The organism is Pantoea sp. X-Soil-ISGK-285 (assembly GCF_059730815.1).
In genome coordinates this window covers 83,420-106,521 of sequence record NZ_AP035938.1, presented here as the reverse complement: position 1 = coordinate 106,521, position 23,102 = coordinate 83,420, and the positions used below count along the sequence as shown (strand labels likewise).

The following is a 23,102-nucleotide window of genomic DNA, read 5'->3' as shown; positions in this document are numbered from 1 at the left end:
GGGTTTGCCCGCCCCATCGTCATTTGATATGGGTCAAAAATTATGAAAGCGTTACATTTCGGAGCAGGAAACATTGGTCGCGGCTTTATCGGCAAGTTACTGGCTGATGCAGGTATCGAACTGGTTTTTGCTGATGTGAATCAGACGGTGCTGGATGCACTGAACGCGCGTCATGAGTATCCCGTTCATGTAGTTGGCGAGCAGGCCAAAACAGAAACCGTTAAAGGCGTCAGTGCGGTAAACAGCACCAGCGATGAGATCATCACCCTGGTTTCTGAAGTCGATCTCGTTACCACCGCCGTGGGCCCGCAGATTCTGGAGCGTATTGCCGGCAGTGTGGCTAAAGGGCTGGAAAAACGCAGCGACAACGGCAATACCCGCCCGCTAAATATTATCGCCTGTGAGAATATGGTGCGCGGCACCAGCCAGCTGAAACAGCATGTGCTGAAGGCGCTGCCGGAGCAGTATCACGCCTGGCTGGAGCAGCATGTCGGCTTTGTGGATTCTGCTGTCGATCGCATCGTGCCACCGTCAGAAGCGGGCAGCACCGATCCGCTGGAAGTGACCGTTGAAACCTTCAGCGAATGGATCGTCGATAAAACTCAGTTTAAAGGCGACCTGCCTGCGATTCCGGGTATGGAACTGACCGATAACCTGATGGCATTTGTTGAGCGTAAACTCTTCACACTGAACACCGGTCACGCGATTACCGCCTATCTTGGCCAGCTGGCCGGTCACCAGACCATTCGTGACGCCATCCTCGATGAAAAAATCCGGGCCGTGGTGAAAGGGGCGATGGAAGAGAGCGGCGCGGTGCTGATTAAGCGCTACGGTTTTGAGGCGGATAAACATGCGGCCTACATCCAGAAAATACTGGGCCGTTTTGAAAACCCCTATCTGAAAGATGATGTTGAGCGTGTGGGTCGTCAGCCGCTGCGTAAACTCAGCGCGGGCGATCGCCTGATCAAGCCGACGCTGGGCACGCTGGAGTATGGTTTACCGCACGCCAGCCTGGTGCAGGGCATTGCCGCCGCGATGCACTATCGCAGCGACCAGGACCCACAGGCGCAGGAGCTGGCCACGCTGCTGGCAGAAAAAGGCCCACAGGCGACGCTGGCTGAGGTTTCAGGGCTGGATGCTGACAGCGAAGTGGTGGCTTCGGTGGTGAGCGCCTGGCACGCTATGGCATAATGCGCGCGTGTTAGTGACGCAAGCCGGGCGCAGTTCGCCTGCGCCCAACGGCGGTATTGAACCCATGCAGGCAATAATGGAAGAGAAGCAGGCTTTTGAAAACCGGGTGCTTGAGCGCCTGAACGCCGGTCGTTCGGTGAGAAGCTTTCTGATCGCCGCCGTTGAGCTATTGGCTGAAGCCGTCAATCTGCTGGTGCTGCAGGTGTTCCGTAAAGATGACTACGCGGTGAAATATGCCGTAGAACCGCTGCTGCTGGGCGATGGTCCTTTGGGTGAACTCTCGGTTCGCCTGAAGCTGATTTACGGTCTTGGCGTTATCAGCCGCCACGAATATGAAGATGGTGAACTGCTGCTGGCGCTGCGCGAAGAGCTGAATCACGACAGCGGTGATTATCGTTTTACCGACGATGAGATCCTTGGCCCGTTTGGTGAACTGCACTGCGTCACCGCCTGGCCGCCCGCACCGGTGTTTCACATCGAAGATGCAGAGCTGCGCAGCATGCAGCAGCAGCGCTATCTGCAGATGGTGCGATCCACCATGGTCCTGTCGCTAACCGAGCTGATCGCCCGCATCAGTATGAAGCAGGCGTTTAAAAAGTCCGGCAGCTAATCCTGTCAGGCGCCATCACGGCGCCTTTTTCGTCTTAACCTGAGCGGGAATATGCGCCAGATTTGGTGTATCCTTTGCCTGTTTTCCTCAACGAGTTGTTGTCATGAAAGAGCAAGAAAAGAACGAAATCAAACTTCTCAGCGATAAGCTGGACGCATTGAACCGCAAAGAGCCGCAGTTACTGGAATCGGGTGATGTCGAGAAACTGGGCGCGTTGCTGAAAGAGAAAGAAGCGCTGGTCATTGAGATTGAGCGTCTGCGCGGTCAGCGGGTTGAAAAACTCAGTGCCGAGGCGCAGAAGCTGCAAAAAATGGGCTTCAGCCGCGAAATTACCAAGAAAGAGCAGGCAAATCTGGGCGCGCTGAAGAAAAGCGTGCGCGGCCTGGTCGTGGTGCATCCAATGACCGCGCTGGGACGTGAGATGGGGCTGACAGCAATGACCGGCTTCGCCAAAACCGCATTCTGACGGGTCGATCAGGCAGCAGCCTGATCGACATCGGCTTTGCGTTCGCCGGCGGCGGCATAGACCTGCTCCGCCAGCGCATCCAGCAGTTCATAGCGGCGACGATATTCAGCCCGCTTCTTACTGGCAATCTCCTCCAGCGTTTTGCGCGGCAGACTCAGCGGCAGGATAAACATCCCATCCCTGCGCGCCTCGCCACTCAGCGACAGCCAGAATTCACTGTAGCTGGCAAAGAACTTATCCCCTTTGCTGTGGCGATAGCGCAGGCTGCGGAAGACATGAGTCTCATCGCCTACCGCCAGAATATTCTCCACGCCGCACTGCTTCGCCACAATAAATACCGATTCCATTAACAGGCGTTTCGGAAAGAGACCCTGCGCCGCTTTGGTCGCCTCGCGGATCACCTCATTATTGATATGTTTTCGCGGACCCTGTAATCCGCCAATTAATAATGTGCGCTGGTTATTTTCATTGAGAATTGAAAATGAAAGTGAAGCAATAATTTCGTCGTTATAGCGTAATACCAGCGTCACTTCCCCTTCCCGATCGAAATAACCGGAACTGCAGGAAAGTAAAAAGGATTCGCCATTTTTACCGGTCAGCGTAGCCAGCGGATTATCCGTGGCGCTTTGCAGCAGCTGACGCAGCGCAGGGTTTTCCAGATTATTCATCAGACTGTAATGATCAAGTATCGCCTGCGCGCGCGCAGCAATGCTCAACCCTGAGCGCAGATAGGGCCGGTGCAGCTTGGCTGGCAGCAATCCCTGAGTACTCATCAACAGAGGGAGTTGCGGTAAATGCGACAGCTCATCCAGATAACGCAGCGTAGTCAGCGGCGATATTAAGGTTCTTAACACAAATTTCAGCCGGAAACGTTTACTTATCCAGAGTTTATTCGGAACGTATTTTCCGCTAATTAACTGAAAAAAAAGCGATGCAGAAGAATCGGTCGTAGTTTCGTGAGTAGTTATAATTGACATAGTCATCGACACACAGTGAGCAGGAATGTCACTGAGCATAAGACAACGAGTATCAACGGCGTGTTAATGTGGCAGAAGGTTAAAAGCGCGGCGGTTAAAAAGCGAGATCCGTTTATTTTTGGTTTAATCTGGGACGACAGAATTTAAAGATAAAAAAAACCGGCGAAATAAATTCCACCGGTTTATCGTTATCACGTTAACACTGAGTTAACTTACTGGGCAGCTGCGAAGCGGGCTGCTGCTTCGTCCCAGTTGACCACGTTCCAGAATGCTTTGATGTAGTCAGGACGTTTGTTCTGATACTTCAGGTAGTAGGCGTGTTCCCACACGTCCAGACCGATGATTGGGAAGCCAGAAACGCCAGCAACCGCTTCACCCATCAGCGGGTTGTCCTGGTTTGCGGTCGATACCACAGCCAGTTTGTCGCCTTTTTTAACCAGCCACGCCCAGCCTGAGCCGAAACGGGTCGCAGCCGCTTTCTCGAACTCTTCCTGGAATTTTTCCACGCTACCGAAATCTTTCTCGATAGCCGCTTTCAGGTCGCCCTGCAGCGTGGTGCCGGTTTTCAGGCCTTTCCAGAACAGGCTGTGGTTAGCGTGGCCGCCTGCGTTGTTACGCAGTGGGCCTTTTTTGTCTGCTGGCAGCTGATCCAGTTTGGTGATCAGCTCTTCTACCGGCAGATTGGCAAATTCAGTGCCTTCCAGCGCCGCGTTAGCGTTGTTCACGTAGGTCTGGTGATGTTTGGTGTGATGGATTTCCATCGTCTGCTTGTCGAAATGCGGTTCCAGTGCGTCGTATGCGTAAGGCAGGGATGGCAGTGAATAACTCATGTTCTTCCTCTCCATTTAGTTTGAGCAGCACGACGAATTCGGGACGTGCCGCGTAAGCAGTCGAATCATTATAGTTAAATTCATGTAGCGTAAAAGGGTAATCAATGCCCTATTAACCATAAGGATTTGAGAAATCTGGCAAAAGCAACCCGTTGTTTTTACAGCATGCTGCTGCTGACTCCGCCTTTTCAGCTTTATCAGACAGGGAGAGCGAAGCACTCTGCCAGCACCACCAGCAGGCACTCATCCCGCCCGAACGCCGCATCTGCCCTGCCCTGCGCGTTACCTGCCCAGTTCGCGCAGCCCGCTGTCGAGCGCGCCGACCAGCCAGTCGATATCCCCTTCCTGGAACGCCAGTGGCGGACGCAGTTTCAGCACATTCCCATACGGGCCGGCGACCGAGGTCAGCACGCGATGTTCACGCAGCTTCTCGATTAAATCCAGCGCCAGCGTTTTGTCCGGCGTTTTGCTGTGACGATCGGTGACCAGCTCAAAACCGATAAACAGTCCGGCACCGCGCACATCCCCCACGCACTCATAGCGATCCATCAGGGTTCGTAGCTCCGCCAGCAGCTTCGCGCCGACCACGCGGCTGTGTTCCTGTAACCCCTCTTCGGTGATCACTTTCAGTACCGCCTGCGCCGCCGCCATCGCGACCGGATTACCACCAAAGGTATTGAAGTAGGGAATTGAGTCGCTGAAGGCGGCCAGCACTTCACTTTTTGCCAGCAGGCCGGAAACCGGAATGCCGTTGCCCATTGGCTTGCCGGTGGTAATGATGTCAGGCACCACATCGTGGCGGCCAAAGCCCCAGAACGCGTCGCCGGTACGGCCAAAACCAGGCTGCACTTCATCGGCAATAAAGATGCCGCCGTTGGCATGCACCACCTCGACCGCTTTTTTCAGGAAGCCGCGCGGATCGGGCAACACGCCGTCTGAGGAGAAGATTGAGTCCGCCAGGAAACCGGCAAATTTAATGCCGTGCGCCGCCATATCATCAATCTGCTGCTGAATCTGGTCAGCGAACCAGTCGCCCAGGTCAGGCGCGTCCACACGATACGCATCCGGTGGCATCACCAGCCGCGTGGTGGGCGCCAGCGGCTGTCCACTGCCCAGCGCCGGAGAAGCGCCGGATGTCAGCTCACTGGTGCCGTGATAGGCCTCTTTACTGACAATAATCCCACTGCCGCCGCTAAAGGCGCGCGCCACGCGAATCGCCAGGTCGTTAGCTTCCGATCCGGTGCACATATACATCGCGCGATCGATCGCCGTGGGCGTGGTCGCCAGCAGCGCTTCGCTGTAATCCAGAATATTTTCATGCAGGTAACGGGTGTGGGTATTCAGCATTTTCATCTGCTGCGTCACCGCCTCAGTCACGGCCGGATGGCAGTGCCCGATGCTCGCCACGTTGTTGTAGACGTCGAGATATTTATCGCCCGCCGCATCCCACAGATATTGCCCTTCACCCCGCACCAGATGCACCGGTTTGCGATAGAACAGGCGATAAGATTCGCCAAGCACTTTGCTGCGTTTATCGGTCAGTTTGCGCGTCTCGCTGTCGAGCGCATCGGCATGTTCGGCGCGGAAACTGTTGGTATCCATAATAGTGGAACGCGTGGCCATAATGACTCCCGTTACAAGGATGAAGGAGGAAGAGCTGACGCCTTTATCATGCCTGCCTGAATCTAAAATGCAACAAAATACACAAATGCAATAAAATACACATGACGCAGGCAGATCGCCACGCTAAGCTTGCTCCCTGATTCAGACGGAATCTTTCGCTTCACTGGCGTATCATCCGTGATCTTCGCGCTTTAAAAGGAAACCTCTATGCTGCAGGAAACGCGCCTTCATCGCATCCGTGCCTTACTGACCCGGCTTAACCAGGTGAGTACCGAGCGCATTATCAGGGAGCTGGGGGTCTCACGCGAAACCGCGCGCCGCGATATCATTGAGCTGGAAGCGCTGGGTCTGGCGCGCCGCGTTCACGGCGGGCTGGTGGCGATTGAAACGCGGGCTGAACCGCCGCTGACGGAACGCCGCAGTACCCAGACCCGGGAGAAGCGCGCCATCGCCCGTGCCGCTGCGCAGTTGCTGCAGCCCGGACAAACGCTGTTTCTGGATGCGGGCAGCACCACCACGCTGCTGGCAGAGGAGTTGCACGCCCTTTCCGGCCTGACGATTGTGACCAACAGCCTGCAGGCCGCGCTGGCGCTGAGCGCCGGAGAAGAAGATCAGCCGCTGAATAATCAGATTATTTTGCTGGGCGGGATGATGTCGGCGGGCGCACAACAGACGCGCGGCGAAATTACCGTGGGTGAGATTATCCGCTACCGCGCCGATGTGGCGCTGCTGTCGCCGGTTGGCATTGAGGCGGGTTGTGGTGCCAGCAGTTTTCATCCGCACGAAGCGGCCATCGCCAGGGCGATGGTGCAGCAATCCACTTCCTGCTATCTGCTGGCCGATCACACTAAACTGGGCGTAGTCAGCCGCACGGTTTACGCGCCGTCACCGGCGATCAACCTGCTGATTACGGATAGTGGCGGCGACAATAGTGCCGCCCTTGAGGCGTTGCAGCAGACGCTGCCAGAGGTGATGGTGGTTTAACGCAGTCGCTGAGGATGGCTGTAAACCGTGGCGCGTCCAGGTTTACTGAACCCGACCAGCGTCAGATTGCAGCGCTCAGCCACCTCAACCGCCAGGCGGGTCGCTGCCGAGACTGCGAACAGGATCTCAACCCCGCACATGGCGGACTTCTGCACCATTTCATAGCTGGCGCGGCTGGAGACCAGCACCGCGCCTGGCCCCCACTCAGCCTGGCTGCGATAGCCCAGCAGCTTATCCAGTGCCACATGGCGACCCACATCTTCACAGCCACCGGCCAGCTGACCATCAGGCTGGATCCACGCGGCAGCATGGGTGCAGCCGGTTTTCTGTCCGACCGGCTGATACGCTTTCAGCTGGCCCAGCGCCCGATCCAGCTGATCCAGCGCAAAGGTCTGGGTAAACGGCAGCGGAGAGAGCGGCTTGCCAATCTGGTCCAGCTGTTCAACGCCACACACGCCGCAGCCGGTACGGCCTGCCAGCGCACGACGCTGCTCTTTCAGCGCCATAAAACGACGGCTGGAAAGCTCAATCTGAACCTCAATGCCGTTACAGCCCGGCACGATGTCCATGCCGAAAATGTCGCCTGGCGCGTCGATAATGCCCTCTGACAGCGAAAAACCCAGCGCAAACGCCTCCAGATCTTTGGGCGTGGTCATCATCACCACGTGAGAGATGCCGTTGTAAACCAGCGCCACCGGCACCTCGTCCGCCAGCCAGTCAGACTCTGCTGCGGTCAAATCGGCACGCTGCCATACCTGCGTTCTGCTGACGCCGGCCTGAATTGTTAAATCTTCGCCTGAGTCAGGCTGGATAGCTTTCAAAAAGTACGACCTGTTGTTAATAAATAATGAAATGCGACAGTCAGTACGGCTGCACAGCGGTGATCAGACGCAGACTAATTTTGCCTTCTGGCCCGGTGCGGCGCAAATAAACAGCGGGGCAATTCATGCGGTTTTCTCATCGGGAAAGGCGCAGCCACGCCTGCTGGCGGGCAGAATGAGAATGGGTATCTTTCAGGCTTTAACATCGGTAAGCATAAAACAACAGTAATTATCTGCCGCTACGGGAAATCTGCTTGCGCCGGGGATTGGTTGCCGAGGATTTTTAACAAAATTTAGAAAAAGAATTACTAATGACTAACCTGTTGACCCTGGTCAACTTACAGGCAGATAGGGCTGCTATTTTGCAAGGCTTCGCAATGGAGCCAATAAAGAAGAACGATAAAATGCAAATTAACAGACGGAGTTTTTTCAAAATCTGTGCTGGCGGGTTGGCGGGCACCAGCGCGGCGTTACTCGGTTTTGCCCCCACCACAGCCTTAGCCAGCGTCAGAGAGTTCAAACTCATTCGCGCCAGAGAGACACGTAATAACTGCACCTACTGCTCAGTCGGCTGCGGCATGCTGATTTACAGCCTGGGTGATGGCGCTAAAAATGCCCGCGCCTCGATTTACCATATTGAAGGCGATCCTGACCATCCTGTCAGTCGTGGATCGCTCTGCCCCAAAGGCGCGGGCGTGCTCGACTTTATTCACAGTGAACAGCGCCTGAAATACCCGGAATACCGCGCGCCAGGCTCGGATAAATGGCAGCGCATCAACTGGGATGAGGCATTTGACCGCATAGCCCGCCTGATGAAGCAGGATCGCGATGCCAATTTCCAGGCCACCAACGCCGCTGGCGTGACGGTAAACCGCTGGCCGACCACCGCCATGCTCTGCTCTTCCGCCGCCAGTAATGAAACCGGCCTGCTCGATCAGAAATTTGCCCGCTCGCTGGGTATTCTGGCGCTGGAAAACCAGGCGCGCCTGTGTCACGGCCCGACCGTGGCCGCGCTGGCCCCCAGCTTTGGTCGCGGTGCGATGACCAATAACTGGAACGACATCAAAAATGCCAATGTGGTGATGATCATGGGCGGCAACCCCGCCGAGGCGCATCCGGTTGGCTTTAAATGGGTGATTGAAGCCAAAACCCATAACAATGCGCAAGTCATCGTGGTCGATCCACGCTTTAACCGCTCTGCGGCGGTCGCCGATCTCTACGCGCCACTGCGTGCCGGCAGCGATGTGGTTTTCCTGATGGGAGTGATCAACTATCTGCTGCAACACAATCAGATTCAGCAGGAGTATGTTCGCGCCTTCACCAATGCCGCACTGATTGTCAGCGAAGGTTTCAGCTTCAGCGACGGGTTGTTCAGCGGTTACGATGCTGAAACCCGTCAGTACGATCGTCAGAGCTGGCACTATGAGCTGGATGAAAACGGCCATGCGAAACGCGATGAGAGCTTCACTCACCCGCGTTGCGTGCTGAACCTGCTGAAAACCCATGCCAGCCGTTACACCCCGAAAATGGTGACGCGCCTGTGCGGGACCTCGCAGGAATCCTTTATTGCGGTGTGCAGGCAGCTGGCCTCCACCTGTGTGCCGAATCGCACCGCGACTATTCTCTATGCGCTGGGCTGGACTCACCACACCAACGGTTCGCAGATTATCCGCACGGCGGCGATGATTCAGCTGCTGCTGGGTAATATCGGGATGCCAGGCGGCGGTATTAACGCTCTGCGCGGCCACTCCAACGTGCAGGGTTATACCGATCTCGGCCTGCTGGCGCAGAGTCTGCCGGGCTATCTGCCACTGCCTTCCGAAAAGATGACCACGCTGGCAACCTACCTGCAGCAGGCCACGCCGGTTGCGGCACTGCCGGATCAGGTCAACTACTGGCAGAACACCGACAAATTTTTCGTCAGCCTGATGAAGAGTTTCTACGGCGATAAGGCCACAGCGGAAAACCAGTGGGGCTACGACTGGCTGCCGAAGTGGGATAAGAGCTACGACTGCATGGCGCAGGCGGAGATGATGGAACAGGGCGCGCTCAATGGTTGCCTGATTCAGGGCTTCAACCTGCTGGCCGCCTTCCCGGACAAAAATAAAGCGGTCCGGGCACTGTCCCGCCTCAAATATATGGTGGTGATCGATCCGCTTCGCACCGAAACCGCCAGCTTCTGGCAGCATCACGACGAGTTCAACGATGTCGATCCCTCGAAAATCCAGACCGAAGTGTTCCGTCTGCCCTCTTCCTGCTTCGCTGAAGAGTCAGGATCGGTGGCCAACTCGTCACGCTGGCTGCAGTGGCACTGGGCGGCTGCGGAGCCGCCCGCTGAAGCGCTGCACGACGGTAAAATCCTCGGCAATCTGTTCATGCGTCTGCGCGCGCTCTATCGCCTGGAAGGCGGAGCAAACCCTGAACCGCTGATGGCAATGCGCTGGGACTACCGCGATCCGTCTAATCCTGAGCCGGAAGAGGTGGCGCAGGAGAACAACGGTCAGGCGCTGGCCGACATTTACGACGCCAGCGGCAAGCTGTTGCTGAAAAAAGGCCAGCAGCTCAACGGCTTCTCAGAGCTGCGTAACGACGGCACCACAGCCAGCGCCTGCTGGATCTACAGCGGCAGCTGGACGCCGGAAGGCAACCAGATGGCACGACGCGACAACGCCGACCCATCGGGGCTGGGCGCGGTCTCCGGCTGGGCCTGGGCGTGGCCGGCTAACCGCCGCATTCTCTACAACCGCGCCTCCGCGGATGCGCAGGGTAAAGCCTGGGATCCGAATCGCCGCCTGATTGAGTGGGATGGCACTCGCTGGCACGGCATCGACGTGCCGGATTATCCGGTAACGCTGTCGCCGCAGCAGCAGGCCGGTCCGTTTATCATGCAGCCCGATGGTCTTGGCCATCTGTTTGCGCTCGATAAGATGGCCGACGGCCCCTTCCCGGAACATTACGAACCGATGGAAAGCCCGCTCGCCGACAATCCTATGAATCCGCAGCAGCGTCATAGTCCGGTCGTCCGACTATTCAGCAGCGACGCCGCGCAACTGGGCGAGGCCGCTGACTATCCCTGCGTCGCCACCACCTATTCCATCACCGAACTGTTCCGGCACTGGACCAAACATGCCCTGCTGAACGCAATCGCGCAGCCGGAGCAGTTTGTTGAAATCGGCACCGAACTGGCAGAGGAGAAAGGCATCAAGGCCGGAGACAGCGTCAAAGTCTCGTCGCGCCGTGGCTATATCAAAGCCAAAGCGGTGGTAACACGTCGTCTGCAGCGTCTGATGATTGACGGCAAGCCGGTTGATACCGTGGGTATTCCCTGTCACTGGGGCTTTGAAGGCACCACGCGTAAAGGCTTCCTCGCCAATACGCTGACGCCGTCGGTTGGCGATGCCAACTCGCAGACCCCGGAGTACAAGGGATTTTTAGTGAAAGTGGAAAAAGCGTAACGGTAGATGACAATGGCTTATCAATCACAAGATATTATCCGTCGCTCAGCGACCAACGGCTTCACCCCACCGCCACAGGCGCGCGATCACCAGCGTGAAGTCGCGAAGCTAATTGACGTCACCACCTGTATTGGCTGCAAAGGCTGTCAGGTCGCCTGCTCCGAATGGAACGACATCCGCGATGAAGTCGGTCATAACATCGGGGTCTATGACAACCCTACCGATTTGACCGCCAAATCCTGGACGGTGATGCGCTTCTCGGAAGTTGAAGAGAACGGCAAGCTGGCCTGGCTGATTCGCAAAGATGGCTGCATGCACTGCGCCGATCCCGGCTGCCTGAAAGCCTGTCCGTCGGCAGGTGCCATTATTCAGTACGCCAACGGCATCGTCGATTTCCAGTCTGAGCAGTGTATCGGCTGCGGCTACTGCATTGCGGGTTGCCCGTTCAACGTGCCGCGGCTCAACAAAGAGGATAACCGCGCCTACAAATGCACTCTGTGCGTGGATCGCGTCAGCGTCGGCCAGGAGCCTGCCTGTGTGAAGACCTGTCCGACCGGTGCCATTCATTTCGGCAGCAAAAGCGACATGCTGACGCTGGCGGAGGAACGTGTAGCGGAGCTGAAGTCGCGCGGCTTTGCGCAGGCTGGCCTCTACAACCCGGAAGGCGTGGGCGGCACCCATGTAATGTATGTGCTGCATCATGCCGACAAGCCTCAGCTCTACCACGGTCTGCCTGCTAACCCGGGCATCAGCCCGACGGTGACCTTCTGGAAGGGGATCTGGAAACCGCTGGCGGCGGTGGGTTTTGCCGCTACGTTCGCCGCCTCTATTTTTCACTATGTTGGCGTTGGCCCGAATCGCGTCACTGAAGAGCACGACGACAACGACGATCACCCTGAGGAGCGCAAATAATGAAAAAGCCCGATCATCTGGTGCGTTACCGCGCACCCGAACGCATCAATCACTGGATTGTCGCGATTTGCTTTGTCATGGCCGCGTTAAGCGGATTAGGGTTTTTCTTTCCGTCGTTCAACTGGCTGATGCAGATATTTGGCACGCCACAGCTGGCGCGTATCCTGCATCCTTTTGTCGGTGTGGTGATGTTCGTTGCTTTTATGCTGATGTTTTTGCGTTACTGGAAACACAACCTGATTAATCGCGATGACCTTTACTGGGCCAGAAACATTCACCGGATTGCGCTGAATGAAGAGGTGGGTGATACCGGTAAATATAACTTTGGTCAGAAGTGTGTGTTCTGGGCTGCTATTATCAGCTTAGTGTTGCTGCTTGCCAGTGGCATCGTGATCTGGCGACCTTACTTTGCCGATGCCTTCGCCATTCCGCTGATTCGTCTGGCGTTGGTGGTACATTCGGTGTCAGCGGTGGCGCTAATCATCGTCATTATGGTGCACATTTATGCTGCGTTGTGGGTCAAAGGCACACTGACCGCGATGGTGGAAGGCTGGGTCAGCGCCGAATGGGCCAGGCAGCACCATCCTCGCTGGTATCGCGAGCAGCGTAATCCGCCAATAAAACAGGAAAAACGCCCCTGATGAGTATTCGCATAATCCCGCAAGATCAGCTGGAGAAAGGCGAAAAGACAACGGCGGAGATGATTCCGCCGTTACTTTTTCCACGGCTGAAAAATTTATACAGCCGTCGTGCTGCGCGACTGCGTGACCTGGCGGCGAAAAACCCACTCGGCGACTACCTGCGCTTTGCGGCGGTGATCGCTGAAGCGCAGGAGATTGTGCTGTATGACCATCCGCTGCACATCGACCTGCATGCCCGCCTGACGCAGAGCGCCAGCGAGGGCAAGCCGCCGCTGAATATTCATACCCTGCCGCGCGATCCCCACTGGCAGCGACTCCTGCATTCACTGATTGCCGAGCTGAAGCCAGAGATGAGCGGTCAGGCACTGGCGGTGCTGGAGAATCTGGAGAAGGCGTCCGCCACCGAGCTGGAAACGCTGGCCAACGCGCTGTTTACCGGCGAGTATGCGCTGGTCAGCAGCGACAAAGCACCCTTTATCTGGGCGGCGCTTTCGCTCTACTGGGCGCAGATGGCGGCCCTGATCCCAGGCAAAGCACGCGCTGAGATGGGCGATCAGCGTCAGTTCTGTCCGGTCTGCGCCAGTATGCCGGTCGCCAGCGTGGTGCATATGGGCAGTCATGAAGGCGCGCGCTATCTGCACTGTAATCTGTGCGAAAGTGAATGGCATGTGGTGCGCAGCAAATGTACCCAGTGCGAACAGTCCCGTGATCTGCATTACTGGTCGATCGACAGCGAACGGGCGGCGGTGAAAGCAGAGAGCTGTGGCGACTGCGGCACTTACCTGAAGATGCTCTATCAGGAGAAAGATCCGGCCATTGAACCGGTGGCAGATGACCTGGCATCGCTGATACTGGATGCCAAAATGGAGCAGGAAGGCTTCGCACGCAGCAGTCTCAATCCCTTTATGTTTCCTGGCGAATAGTCACTGACTCTGGAGAACCCGATGAAACTGATTGGCAGCTATACCAGCCCGTTTGTGCGTAAGATTTCGATTATCATGCTGGAAAAAGGCATTACTTTTGAATTCGTTAACGCATCGCCTTACAGCGATGACAGCCACGTGCCGCACTACAATCCGCTGGGCAAAGTTCCGGCGCTGGTCGCTGACGATAAGCAAATCTGGTTCGATTCCAGCATCATTGCGGAGTTTCTGGAACTGCGTGGCGTGGAGCCTGCTCTGCTGCCTGCCGATCCGCTTGAATCGCTTAACATCCGTCAGCTGGAGAAGCTGGCGGATGGCGTCAGCGATGCCGCGCTGGTGATCGTGCGCGAGCAGATGCGTCCGGGAAATTTACAGTCGGAAGAGGTGCTGCTGCGCAATCGTGAAAAGATTCAGCGCAGCCTCGACATGCTGGAAGCGAAGGCGGCAGAGGGGAAATGGCTTAACAACGGCCAGCTCAATCTGGCGGATATCGCCACCGGTTGCATGATCGGCTACCTCAATTTCCGTCGCGTAGTGCCGAACTGGTGTGTTGAACGACCGGCGCTGGTGAAACTGGCGGAAACACTGTTTCAGCGTGAGAGCTTTGCGCGGACGACGCCGCCTGCGGCGTGATGGGTGCTGAGCCAGAACCATTAAGAAGGACAATGGTGTCTGGCTCCATGTCAAGGTAATGACTTCATTAAGAGCAGCAGAAATCTGGAGCCAGGCTATAGATCAGTAAAAGCCCACGAATATTAATTTTACTGGATTATCTTCATTCCTGCCTCTGGACTTTCCGCTCGGAAATTTTAACTATCACTCAGTTAACCCGGATTTATAAAAATAATAATTAATGCGTATAGTTGTTTTAAAATTAATCATAAGTGAACTTATAATTTATAATGTAAGACCCTATTTTATTAGTATGAGCCGTCACCCATACTTTAGTCATACCTTGCTTCCTGTCATTGTATAAATTCGTACGATTTGTACAAAGTTGAAGCCATCTTTTTGTGTGAGCATCTTTAATCCACAAGCCAGCTTCACAATGGCTATATTTCCCAACTGCCGGGCCTGGAAACGTAACCTCATATTCAGACTCATACTGAACAATGTTACCAGGAGCGATATAAACATAGACACTGTAACAATTTAGAATGCATATAAGACCAATAGAAAAGCCACATCCAAAAGCTTTCAGTACATAGATAGCTGATTCACCAACTGGTCTAAAATAAACAACTCGCCCCGAAAAAACAAGACCTACTATTTATGCAACAGTAATGTATGTTGTCCACTCGGGAACACTCTTCATTAATACAACACGACTTGCGATGCCAGTTGACCACATCAGATACCATAGCCATGCTGCGAATATGATGAAAAAAACGGAGAGTAATAAATAGCGTTTAACATTGCCTTTTTCATAGCCAGAAACAAAACGGCTTCCATGCATTTTAATCTTTCCTTATATAACACTAAAACTTATTTTAACTTCTGGTTGTTAGTGAGCTATCTTCTCGTAAATATACTTTCAAACAATTCAATTTGCTAATGGAATTAGCGAAAACTCACTTTCACTTTGCTAGTTGACTATAGGTTTTAGAGCGTATTTTTATTATACTACGTCACTGACACCGTCCGGTACGCCTGTCAGCGCCAAGTTGCAAGAAGCATAAGAGGTTACCGTACCCAGCAACGCGCCCCTATCGCCTGTACTTCCGAATAGTCTTCCGTCAGCTTATTTATCTGCGTTGCTAAGCAAACTGCATCCGTATCGCTTACCACCTGCGCCAGGTTCTTACCCGTCAGCCCCTTCACCAACACCGTCTGGCGGAAACACTGTTTCAGCGTGAAAGCTTTGCAAGGACGACGCCGCCTGCGGCGTGATGGTGTGCTGTAGATGGCAGGTGAAAAATTAAAAGGTGCGGTTTGGGTGCTAATTTTCTAATCCAGCTCTGAAGCGTGCCGTTCTGTCTGACGACGTTCTTATGCCTGACAATCTGATGCTGGATGAACAGGCTAACTATCTTTGATAGCGGCCTGATATTTTCCGGGATGTATGAAGTACCCGCAGGATGCGAACGCCATCTGTTTCGGCAACATAGATGATGATGAACGGAAAGCGTGGCACCACCAGTTTATATTGTTTTTCTGTGCCGACTTTTGTTCCGGCCCGCGGGTTTTCGCTAATCAGACTGGCCATACGGGTAAACTTATCGTCTGTTGCACTGGCTACCAGCAGGCCAGCCTCACGATACAGATAACGAAATATCGTCTCCCTGTCTGCCTGCGCCTGTTTTTCCCATTGAACGGCTGATATCACAACGTTCCCCGCGCGGCCTGCGCTTTCAGTTCTTCCATGCGGGTATTCATTTCATCGTTACTGATGAACTCGCTATCACCGGCATCATAACGACTGAATGCCGTCACTATCTGCTCTTCCAGCCATGCATCATGTTTACTGTCCTGATATTGCCGCTCTTCGGCAGCCAGCTCTTCCGCTCGCTGACGCATAACCTCTGTCAGCGTCATCTTCTGGCGCTCTGCTGCCCGCATCGCCAGTCGTTTAACGTCCTCATCAATCCTGAAGTGGATAGTACTCATAACCTGCCTCTCGCGTGGTGTCATTTGTGGTGTCATGATGCCTGTCATCCTTTTCTCTGTCATCTTCATTTCACTCTTATGCGATGCAGGAAATCGCCACACCCATAGGAACAAATGGCCGGCTGCAGATGCTGAAGAGAGTATTGAGAAGAGGATGTAAACGAAATAGTAAATGGAAAAAACAATCCGTTTTTCAGAGACGACTCGCAGTTTATTACTTAGCTTTCAGCGAGTTTACAAAGCGGGCGGTGTATATTTGAACAGGAGAAAACAGAAAAGGAAGAACGTAACGAGAGATTTTTAACGCGAGCTGAAGGTGGTGGAACACCAACAGCCCGCTGACCACAACTAACTGAACTGGAGTTAATTATGGCTGAGGCACATCATAAGTCAGAGACCCACACGCCCACAACCGCCGCAAGCGGATCGCAGGCACATTATTACAAAGTGGGATACCGGCCTAATAAAGGCCAGCCGAACCCGCTGCCACAGCTCACCATTAAAGGGCGCTGGCTGGAAGCGCTGGGCTTTACGACCGGGCAGAAGATCGAGGTGATCCCCGGGCCGGGACAGCTGGTTATCCGGCTGGCGACTGAAGGGTAACTGACCGATAAAAGTAAAATCCCAGCCGGTTGGCTGGGATTTTACTTTTATTTCAACGTTCTTAATAACTTACCTATTAGTTCAGAAGCATCTTGTTTATAGTCTGATAGCCAGCGAGTTTGCCAGTCTGCGGGACGGCCTTCAATTTCCCACTCAGATAAGGCAAGTGCGTTAATAATTTCTAGCTCAAACCATATTTGCTGATAATTATCCTTATCATGTTCCCCTTCAAACAGATCGTTTAGCTGAGGTAAATCTTCCGCATAATTAACGAACCTCGCAAAGCTGACGACATCATTTAGTGAACTAAGCGCATATTCACAGATGTCATTCTTCTTATTTATCGCCATATTTAACCGTGACCACCCTACCAGATTCGTTCGTAACTACGGATACCTTACTTTCAGGATCATAATGTACTATTGTTCCACCTCGACTAGGTGTTGATTTACCATTTTTAATCGTATTTTCAACTACAGAAGGGGTTATTCCTCGATCCTGCATTCTGTCTAAAGCATGCCCGGAATATTCTCGATTACTGATCGTACTCGGCTGATTTCTTACAGGTTGATAAGATGGATTACTTGGCTGATTCATCGGATTGCGCTTACTTCCCATTGGGAGAGTTGCAGACACTTCGTCACTGGCCTTATTAATCAGCTTCGACGCTTCAGCCACGTCGCCTTTTTTCAGCGCCGTTTCTGCTGCCCTGATGACCTTGCCTGCCGCATCTCCCGCGCCAGGAATGATACCGATTGCAGCCACAAGGTAATCAAGCGCCGACTGCGCTTCCGCAAAGCTTTTGATATCACCCACAACAGGTACGAAGTCAGCACCCAGCGAAGCCATATCTTTCAGCGCTTCACGCCGCTCTTCATACAACTTCACCGAGCAGGCTTCGGCGCTCATGCCGCCGCAGTTTGCCTTCTTATAGCGTTCGTTTTCTGCCTCAACGTACTCACCGGCCTTCTGTTCCGGCGTCTTACCTTCAGACTGCGCCTGCGCAATATCACTCAGTGCGTTATTTTCCAGCGACGTTTTCCCCGCCTACGCCCCCGCCACCGCATCCGCCGTGCTGTCACCCGCTACGCCGCCCGCAAGACCCGCCGCCAGCGTACGCAGCGCACTTATCGTCTGCCGCTGCTCCTCAGACAGGTCTTCACGTTTAACCCCCGGATACATCTGCTGCGCGATGTACTCGCCAGCGCTGTATTGCCCGCCGCGTAAGAGGTTACCGCGCCCAGTACCGCGTGCGCCATCAGGTTCGCCTGGACATTTACCTTACCGTTCGCGTCCGTCGTCAGTTCATGTATCTTTTCCGCCAGGTACGGTGCCGCCGTGCCGCTTATCGCCTGCGCCACGTTCCCGCCAGACAGCCCCTGCACCGCCGCCGTCACTGCGCTGATGCCCTGCTGCAGCGACGAACCCGTGCCGAACGGCTTCATCGCCGTATCATAAGCCTGCTTCGCTATTTCATCTGCCGTCGGGTTCAGCTTCCCTTTTTTGGCCAGCTCTTCCCTCGCCGCCTGAAGCGCCGCCGGGTCCTGCTGCGCCTTCAGGCCCGCTATCTGGCCCTGCGTCCGTGCAATATCTCCCGCCTGAGCCCCGATTTCCCCGATAAGCTGCGCCGCCTTCAGCCGGTTCTGCTCCTTCTCCTTGTCGAAGATGACGTCCAGCCCCGGATTCGCGTTCGCCACGTCGCGGCTGAGGTCCGCCACGTCCTGCGTCTGCTGTTCCTTATCGCGGATAACGATGGTGCCCTCACTCACCGCCGCCTTCGTGGTGGAGTCCGCGCTGCCGCTGTCGTTCAGCCCCGCCAGCATGCCGTTCGCCATGTTCCCGGCGAACTGACCGCCCACGCTGCCGCCCGTGCTAATGCCCGCGCTCTGGTGCTCCACCCTGTAGTCCGCGTGGTTCTCTATGTCGCCGAAGCCCAGCGTGCCGGTGTCGAGCCGGTTCTTATCGGCGGAGGCCGTTGAGCTGATGACCGCGCCGTTCAGCTGCGTGTGCTCACCTACCGTGACGTCAAAGCCGCCCTTTCCGGCAAATATCCCGGTCTGTTCCGCCACGCTCTGCCAGGTGCTGTGCATCTTATCCCGGCTCACGTTCACGTTTGCCGACCCGGTCATCGAGCCGAAGGTGAAGCTGCCGCCCGCGCTGCTGCTGGTGCTGTCGGTGACAGTGATGAGGTTTATTGAGTAGCGGCCATTATCGGGTAACTCACTGGTTATAAAGTAAAAACCCAGCCGTGAAAACTGGGCTTTCTATTAACAAGGTGTTATTGTTGGACTAACAGAAGACAGTACTTCAATAACATCATCGCCTGTAACTATTAAGTAATGATTTATAGTACCCCCATCATGGATGTTGGCGCTTTGCTTATTAAACCATGATAAATAATGAGATCCTTCTACTGTATAAATTCCTGTAATCATCTGACCATTCAGATCATCTTGCATTTTTAGCAAGTCACCTTCATCTGTTACACGAAAGGAGTGTATCCATTCAAAAGTAACCATAACATTACTTTTAAAATCCTCATCAAATAAGTAAAAAGTCAGATCAAGCGCCCCAGAAAAATACTTAATATCCTTTAGCTGAATATTTTTAAAGGAATGAACACCGATATCAATACTTAAAATTTTCTCAGTCATATGGCATCACTCATCATATCTAAACTTAACCCTATTTTTAACAGACTGCATTAACTTTTTGTTTTATTCAAATTTCTTTTTCTATACGGTAAATAATAAGATAGCCATAAAATGATACCTAATAAAAACCCCACTCCTGCCATATTTAATGCAACATTTAAATTTTTCTCCGCAAAAACCCCCTCCCCTACTGGAGACGGCTGCCATAGAAAAAATAGACTCAATAAAAACATAAACACAGGAATAGTGGTGCATGAGTATATGAATAAAATTATTAACTTCCATTTAGTTATACGGATCATTTTTTCTCTCCCGAATTATTGCCATTCGGTGAATTAAGTAAACCTGATGTGAGAGAGTCTGCGACATTACCCGCCACAGATGGCACTGAGCTTTGAGGGACCGGTTTTGATATTGTCCAAACTCCGCTCGACACCCATTCATATTGCTTTGACACAGGATTGAAGACCTTATCAAAAGGTACTTTTAAAATATTTCCTGCTTTATATCCTGCCCCAGAACTAGTAGTACTCATAAGTGCAGCCATAATCGGATCATCTCCACTTATTTCTGCCTGATAATACCCACCTGCTGCATTCCATGTAACCGTTGGGTTATAACCTTTACCCGCAGTAATCCCACCAACAATTACAGATCCAATTACATCAGACAGTTTTACCTCACCTGTCGTGCCATATTGAATACCTACATTTGCAGCCCCAGCAACTCCAACAGCAATTAATTGCTCCTTGCTGTTATTAACAATATTCGTAATAATTGCTTTCCCACCCATTATCACTACCGGCCAGGAAGTTGGGTTCATTACCACATCCATAAACCGATCACTTTTCGTGATATTATCCTTAAGGAATTTAAGATCAGACCCGTTAAGATATTTAACTATCGCAGCTGCATCCGGATCTTTCAGTTTATCACCCAGCCTTACCTGATGTTTATCAGCATCCAGAGCAATGTTAGTTTCCGCCTGAACCAGTTCTTCCCAGCTTACACAGGCAACACCTCCTCCGGTGCAGGCTTCCGCCAGTTCTTTACTGTTTTTATTGCTGATATCAATATATTTGTTAATTACGGCCTGACAGTCACCGCCCGACGCTTTACAGTCCGAGAGTTCTTTATCAAGCGCCCTGGCTTCTGCGGTGTGCAAATGATTATTCTCAACCGCATTTTTACCCGCCTGAGCCCCCGCCACCGCATCCGCCGTGCTGTCACCCACAACGCCGCCCGCAAGACCCGCCGCCAGCGTACCCAGCGCGCTTATCGTCTGCCGCTGCTCCTCAGACAGGTCACTGCGCTTAACCCCCGGATACAGCTGCTGCGCGATGTACTCGCCCATCACCGCGCCCGAGGCTCCGGCCAGCGCAGCATTGCCCGCCGCGTACGAGGTTACCGCACCCAGCACCGCGTGCGCCATCAGGTTCGCCTGGACATTTACCTTACCGTTCGCGTCCGTCGTCAGTTCATGTATCTTTTCCGCCAGGTACGGTGCCGACGCGCCGCTTATCGCCTGCGCCAGGTTCCCACCCGACAGCCCCGGTAACGTTCACCTTCGCCGCCCCGGTCATCGAGCCGAACGTGAAGCTGCCGCCCGCGCTGGCGCTCTGCTGCTTACTGTCGTAGCGGTCGCTGTCTTCCTCTGAGGTCAGCGTCAGGTTGCGGCCCGCATCCACCTTCACGCTCGTCGACACGCTGATGCATTAGCCGCCTGAACTCATGCCGATGCTGATGGCCTACTACGCCTTACGCCCCATTCCGAACCTGCTGTACGCGAAAATCTGATCATTAAAGTTAAGAAAACGTCGGTTAATTGAGGTCTAGGTTCTAATTTATAAGTGTTGATATTTAATACCTTCGTCTTGTTCATATGATGACGACAAAGATTCCAACATACTTATTTCATCTCCAACATTCATAATGAACAAGATTAATTCACCTTCAAAAACCAGCTTTACACCTATAAATGCATCCTCTAATGAAGAAAAAATTAAAAATACTTTTAAAAGTTTTTTTTCGAGATAATTAACGAACGGATAAACGTGTGAAATATCAATGACCGTTTCTCTCCCATATTCGCCAAGATCATTTCCCTGGAGAGATACGTCTGTTAATTCAAGTGTCGAGCCATCCCTTCCACATTTAAAACTCTCCATCTCTTCAACTTCTGAAAAAACAAGCTGTAATTGCTGAGGGTGACTAAAATCATGAGTTTCAAGCGAATAAATCACCCCATTAACCCTTAGAAGCTTTCTTCCAACGACACTGCGAGCCCATTTTTGATATCCTCCCACAACATTAATCATTTCGGATCCCCCTTCAATGCATTTATTACAGATGTATTATTAATACCATCTTTAAGGATAGTGACGAAGCTACCATCTGGTTTGGTAACAACAACATTATTACCCTTGATCCTAAAAAATACATCTCCACGACTGGCCCCGATTCCAGTACCTTGCCCCGCAAATTTTCCAGCAATAACTTTATCCGGGTGAGAACCGATATCATTGATAATATCTAATACACGCTGTCTATCTGCTGCGTTCGATGCATTACCACCAAAATCTTCAACGTGTTTTCCAAGCTTTTTACCTAGTTGTGCATTGTTAACTGAGAATGCAGCATTAGATCCAACTCCAGAGCTTGGTAAAGATATTTGGCCAGAACTCGGTAAATGCCCTGATATTTCATCGCTGGCCTTATTAATCAGCTTCGACGCTTCAGCCACGTCGCCTTTCTTCAGCGCCGTTTCTGCTGCCCTGATGACCTTGCCTGCCGCATCTCCCGCGCCAGGAATGATACCGATTGCAGCCACAAGGTAATCAAGCGCCGACTGAGCTTCCGCAAAGCTTTTGATATCACCCACAACAGGTACGAAGTCAGCACCCAGCGAAGCCATATCTTTCAGCGCTTCACGCCGCTCTTCATACATCTTCACCGAGCAGGCTTCGGCGCTCATGCCGCCGCAGTTTGCCTTCTTATAGCGTTCGTTTTCCGCCTCAACGTACTCACCGGCCTTCTGTTCCGGCGTCTTACCTTCAGACTGCGCCTGCGCAATATCACTCAGTGCGTTATTTTCCAGCGACGTTTTTCCCGCCTGAGCCCCCGCCACCGCATCCGCCGTGCTGTCACCCACGACACCGCCCGCAAGACCCGCTGCCAGCGTACCCAGCGCGCTTATCGTCTGCCGCTGCTCCTCAGACAGGTCACTGCGCTTAACCCCCGGATACAGCTGCTGCGCGATGTACTCGCCCATCACCGCGCCCGAGGCTCCGGCCAGCGCAGCATTGCCCGCCGCGTACGAGGTTACCGCACCCAGCACCGCGTGCGCCATCAGGTTCGCCTGGACATTTACCTTACCGTTCGCATCCGTGGTCAGTTCATGTATCTTTTCCGCCAGGTACGGTGCCGACGCGCCGCTTATCGCCTGCGCCACGTTCCCGCCCGACAGGCCCTGCACTGCCGCCGTCACTGCGCTGATGGCACGCTGCACCTTACCGCCGGTCCCAAACGGTTTCTGCGCCGTGTCGTAAGCCTGCTTCGCTATTTCATCTGCCGTCGGGTTCAGCTTCCCTTTTTTGACCAGCTCTTCCCTCGCAGCCGCCAGTGCTTCCGGATCTTTCTGCACCTTCAGGCCCGCCACCCGCGAACTGTGGGGCTGCGTCGAGGGCTTAAGCGTGGTGCCCATCAACCGGAAGAAGGTGGCGCAGTGGCTGACGGAGTTTCCTGGTGCGATGCACAGCACCAGTGACGCGCCGAAGTTTAAGCGTGATGACGGGCATTTTGCGTA

The 23,102-nt window shown here is 53.6% G+C and carries 20 protein-coding genes and 2 pseudogenes; 10 read left to right on the top strand and 12 right to left on the bottom strand.

The features are described 5' to 3' along the window. Positions 1–42: 42 nt before the first annotated feature. The 3 genes from mtlD to AC6I8B_RS00485 all read left to right on the top strand — a co-directional run bounded on the left by mtlD (position 43) and on the right by AC6I8B_RS00485 (position 2,267). Positions 43–1,191 carry a mannitol-1-phosphate 5-dehydrogenase gene (gene mtlD, locus AC6I8B_RS00495; protein WP_157354069.1) on the top strand — a complete coding sequence of 383 codons (1,149 nt, stop codon included), beginning with the start codon at positions 43–45 and terminating at the stop codon, positions 1,189–1,191. 64 nt (positions 1,192–1,255) lie between these two features. Beyond that, positions 1,256–1,801, top strand: coding sequence for a mannitol operon repressor MtlR (gene mtlR / locus AC6I8B_RS00490; protein WP_198346870.1), 546 nt, complete (start codon positions 1,256–1,258; stop codon positions 1,799–1,801). A 103-nt stretch (positions 1,802–1,904) separates the two neighbouring features. Next, complete coding sequence (locus AC6I8B_RS00485) at positions 1,905–2,267, top strand: YibL family ribosome-associated protein (RefSeq protein ID WP_003848030.1); 363 nt, start codon at positions 1,905–1,907, stop codon at positions 2,265–2,267. Between the two features lie 8 nt (positions 2,268–2,275). On the opposite strand, the gene AC6I8B_RS00480 is transcribed toward AC6I8B_RS00485, so the two are convergent. From AC6I8B_RS00480 to AC6I8B_RS00470, 3 genes are all read right to left on the bottom strand, one after another. Then, entirely contained in the window at positions 2,276–3,244 is a 969-nt protein-coding gene (locus AC6I8B_RS00480; protein ID WP_033780832.1) for a VirK/YbjX family protein, read from the bottom strand. A 212-nt stretch (positions 3,245–3,456) separates the two neighbouring features. Then, entirely contained in the window at positions 3,457–4,074 is a 618-nt protein-coding gene (gene sodA, locus AC6I8B_RS00475; protein WP_008926407.1) for a superoxide dismutase [Mn], read from the bottom strand. A 282-nt stretch (positions 4,075–4,356) separates the two neighbouring features. Then, positions 4,357–5,697, bottom strand: coding sequence for an aspartate aminotransferase family protein (locus AC6I8B_RS00470; protein ID WP_052270948.1), 1,341 nt, complete (start codon positions 5,695–5,697; stop codon positions 4,357–4,359). 207 nt (positions 5,698–5,904) lie between these two features. Between AC6I8B_RS00470 and AC6I8B_RS00465 the strand changes: the two genes are divergently transcribed. Then, entirely contained in the window at positions 5,905–6,681 is a 777-nt protein-coding gene (locus AC6I8B_RS00465; RefSeq protein ID WP_137229742.1) for a DeoR/GlpR family DNA-binding transcription regulator, read from the top strand. Here the strand turns inward: AC6I8B_RS00465 and fdhD are convergent. Continuing rightward, the gene (fdhD, locus tag AC6I8B_RS00460; protein WP_157354072.1) at positions 6,678–7,502 is read right to left on the bottom strand and encodes a formate dehydrogenase accessory sulfurtransferase FdhD; all 825 of its coding nucleotides are present in this window, start codon (positions 7,500–7,502) and stop codon (positions 6,678–6,680) included. The two genes, AC6I8B_RS00465 and fdhD, sit on opposite strands and share 4 nt — an antisense overlap. Before the next feature lie 404 nt (positions 7,503–7,906). On the opposite strand from fdhD, the gene fdnG reads away from it, so the two are divergent. The 5 genes from fdnG to AC6I8B_RS00435 are packed head-to-tail and all read left to right on the top strand — an operon-like array spanning position 7,907 to position 14,066. Then, positions 7,907–10,957, top strand: coding sequence for a formate dehydrogenase-N subunit alpha (gene fdnG / locus AC6I8B_RS00455; protein ID WP_157354075.1), 3,051 nt, complete (start codon positions 7,907–7,909; stop codon positions 10,955–10,957). A 12-nt stretch (positions 10,958–10,969) separates the two neighbouring features. Then, on the top strand, positions 10,970–11,869 hold the full coding sequence (gene fdxH / locus AC6I8B_RS00450; protein WP_010257476.1) for a formate dehydrogenase subunit beta: 900 nt from the start codon (positions 10,970–10,972) through the stop codon (positions 11,867–11,869). Continuing rightward, complete coding sequence (fdoI, locus tag AC6I8B_RS00445) at positions 11,869–12,510, top strand: formate dehydrogenase cytochrome b556 subunit (RefSeq protein WP_010257478.1); 642 nt, start codon at positions 11,869–11,871, stop codon at positions 12,508–12,510. The genes fdxH and fdoI overlap by 1 nt, the downstream gene beginning before the upstream one ends. After that, the gene (gene fdhE, locus AC6I8B_RS00440) at positions 12,510–13,433 is read left to right on the top strand and encodes a formate dehydrogenase accessory protein FdhE (RefSeq protein ID WP_157354078.1); all 924 of its coding nucleotides are present in this window, start codon (positions 12,510–12,512) and stop codon (positions 13,431–13,433) included. Before fdoI ends, fdhE begins: the two co-directional genes overlap by 1 nt. Positions 13,434–13,454: 21 nt before the next feature. Beyond that, positions 13,455–14,066, top strand: coding sequence for a glutathione S-transferase (locus AC6I8B_RS00435; protein WP_022624824.1), 612 nt, complete (start codon positions 13,455–13,457; stop codon positions 14,064–14,066). 1,393 nt (positions 14,067–15,459) lie between these two features. Here the strand turns inward: AC6I8B_RS00435 and AC6I8B_RS00430 are convergent. Together AC6I8B_RS00430 and AC6I8B_RS00425 are read right to left on the bottom strand one after the other, a co-directional pair. Next, a complete protein-coding gene (locus AC6I8B_RS00430) occupies positions 15,460–15,759 on the bottom strand; it encodes a type II toxin-antitoxin system RelE/ParE family toxin (RefSeq protein WP_115388059.1) in 300 nt (99 codons plus the stop codon). Further along, complete coding sequence (locus AC6I8B_RS00425; RefSeq protein WP_122459548.1) at positions 15,756–16,040, bottom strand: damage-inducible protein J; 285 nt, start codon at positions 16,038–16,040, stop codon at positions 15,756–15,758. The genes AC6I8B_RS00430 and AC6I8B_RS00425 overlap by 4 nt, the downstream gene beginning before the upstream one ends. Positions 16,041–16,409: 369 nt before the next feature. Here AC6I8B_RS00425 and AC6I8B_RS00420 point away from each other — a divergent pair, with 369 nt between their 5' ends. Continuing rightward, the gene (locus tag AC6I8B_RS00420) at positions 16,410–16,643 is read left to right on the top strand and encodes a SymE family type I addiction module toxin (RefSeq protein WP_064690451.1); all 234 of its coding nucleotides are present in this window, start codon (positions 16,410–16,412) and stop codon (positions 16,641–16,643) included. Positions 16,644–16,690: 47 nt separating this feature from the next. Here AC6I8B_RS00420 and AC6I8B_RS00415 read toward each other — a convergent pair whose 3' ends face one another. The 6 genes and pseudogenes from AC6I8B_RS00415 to AC6I8B_RS00390 all read right to left on the bottom strand — a co-directional run bounded on the left by AC6I8B_RS00415 (position 16,691) and on the right by AC6I8B_RS00390 (position 23,057). After that, positions 16,691–16,993 (bottom strand): lipase chaperone, encoded by a 303-nt coding sequence (locus AC6I8B_RS00415; RefSeq protein ID WP_060681419.1) that lies wholly within the window; start codon positions 16,991–16,993, stop codon positions 16,691–16,693. Next, positions 16,980–18,874, bottom strand: a pseudogene (locus AC6I8B_RS00410) (DUF4258 domain-containing protein); the annotation flags it as partial. The pseudogene AC6I8B_RS00410 and the gene AC6I8B_RS00415, both read right to left, overlap by 14 nt. A 36-nt stretch (positions 18,875–18,910) precedes the next feature. Further along, positions 18,911–19,297, bottom strand: a complete 387-nt coding sequence (locus AC6I8B_RS00405; protein ID WP_022624817.1) for a hypothetical protein — start codon at positions 19,295–19,297, stop codon at positions 18,911–18,913. Between the two features lie 1,162 nt (positions 19,298–20,459). Further along, positions 20,460–20,994 (bottom strand): annotated as a pseudogene (locus tag AC6I8B_RS00400) (VENN motif pre-toxin domain-containing protein); the annotation flags it as partial. Positions 20,995–21,141: 147 nt separating this feature from the next. Further along, the gene (locus AC6I8B_RS00395; protein WP_307515683.1) at positions 21,142–21,615 is read right to left on the bottom strand and encodes a hypothetical protein; all 474 of its coding nucleotides are present in this window, start codon (positions 21,613–21,615) and stop codon (positions 21,142–21,144) included. After that, positions 21,612–23,057 carry a VENN motif pre-toxin domain-containing protein gene (locus AC6I8B_RS00390; protein WP_497817555.1) on the bottom strand — a complete coding sequence of 482 codons (1,446 nt, stop codon included), beginning with the start codon at positions 23,055–23,057 and terminating at the stop codon, positions 21,612–21,614. The genes AC6I8B_RS00395 and AC6I8B_RS00390 overlap by 4 nt, the downstream gene beginning before the upstream one ends. Positions 23,058–23,102 lie beyond the last annotated feature (45 nt).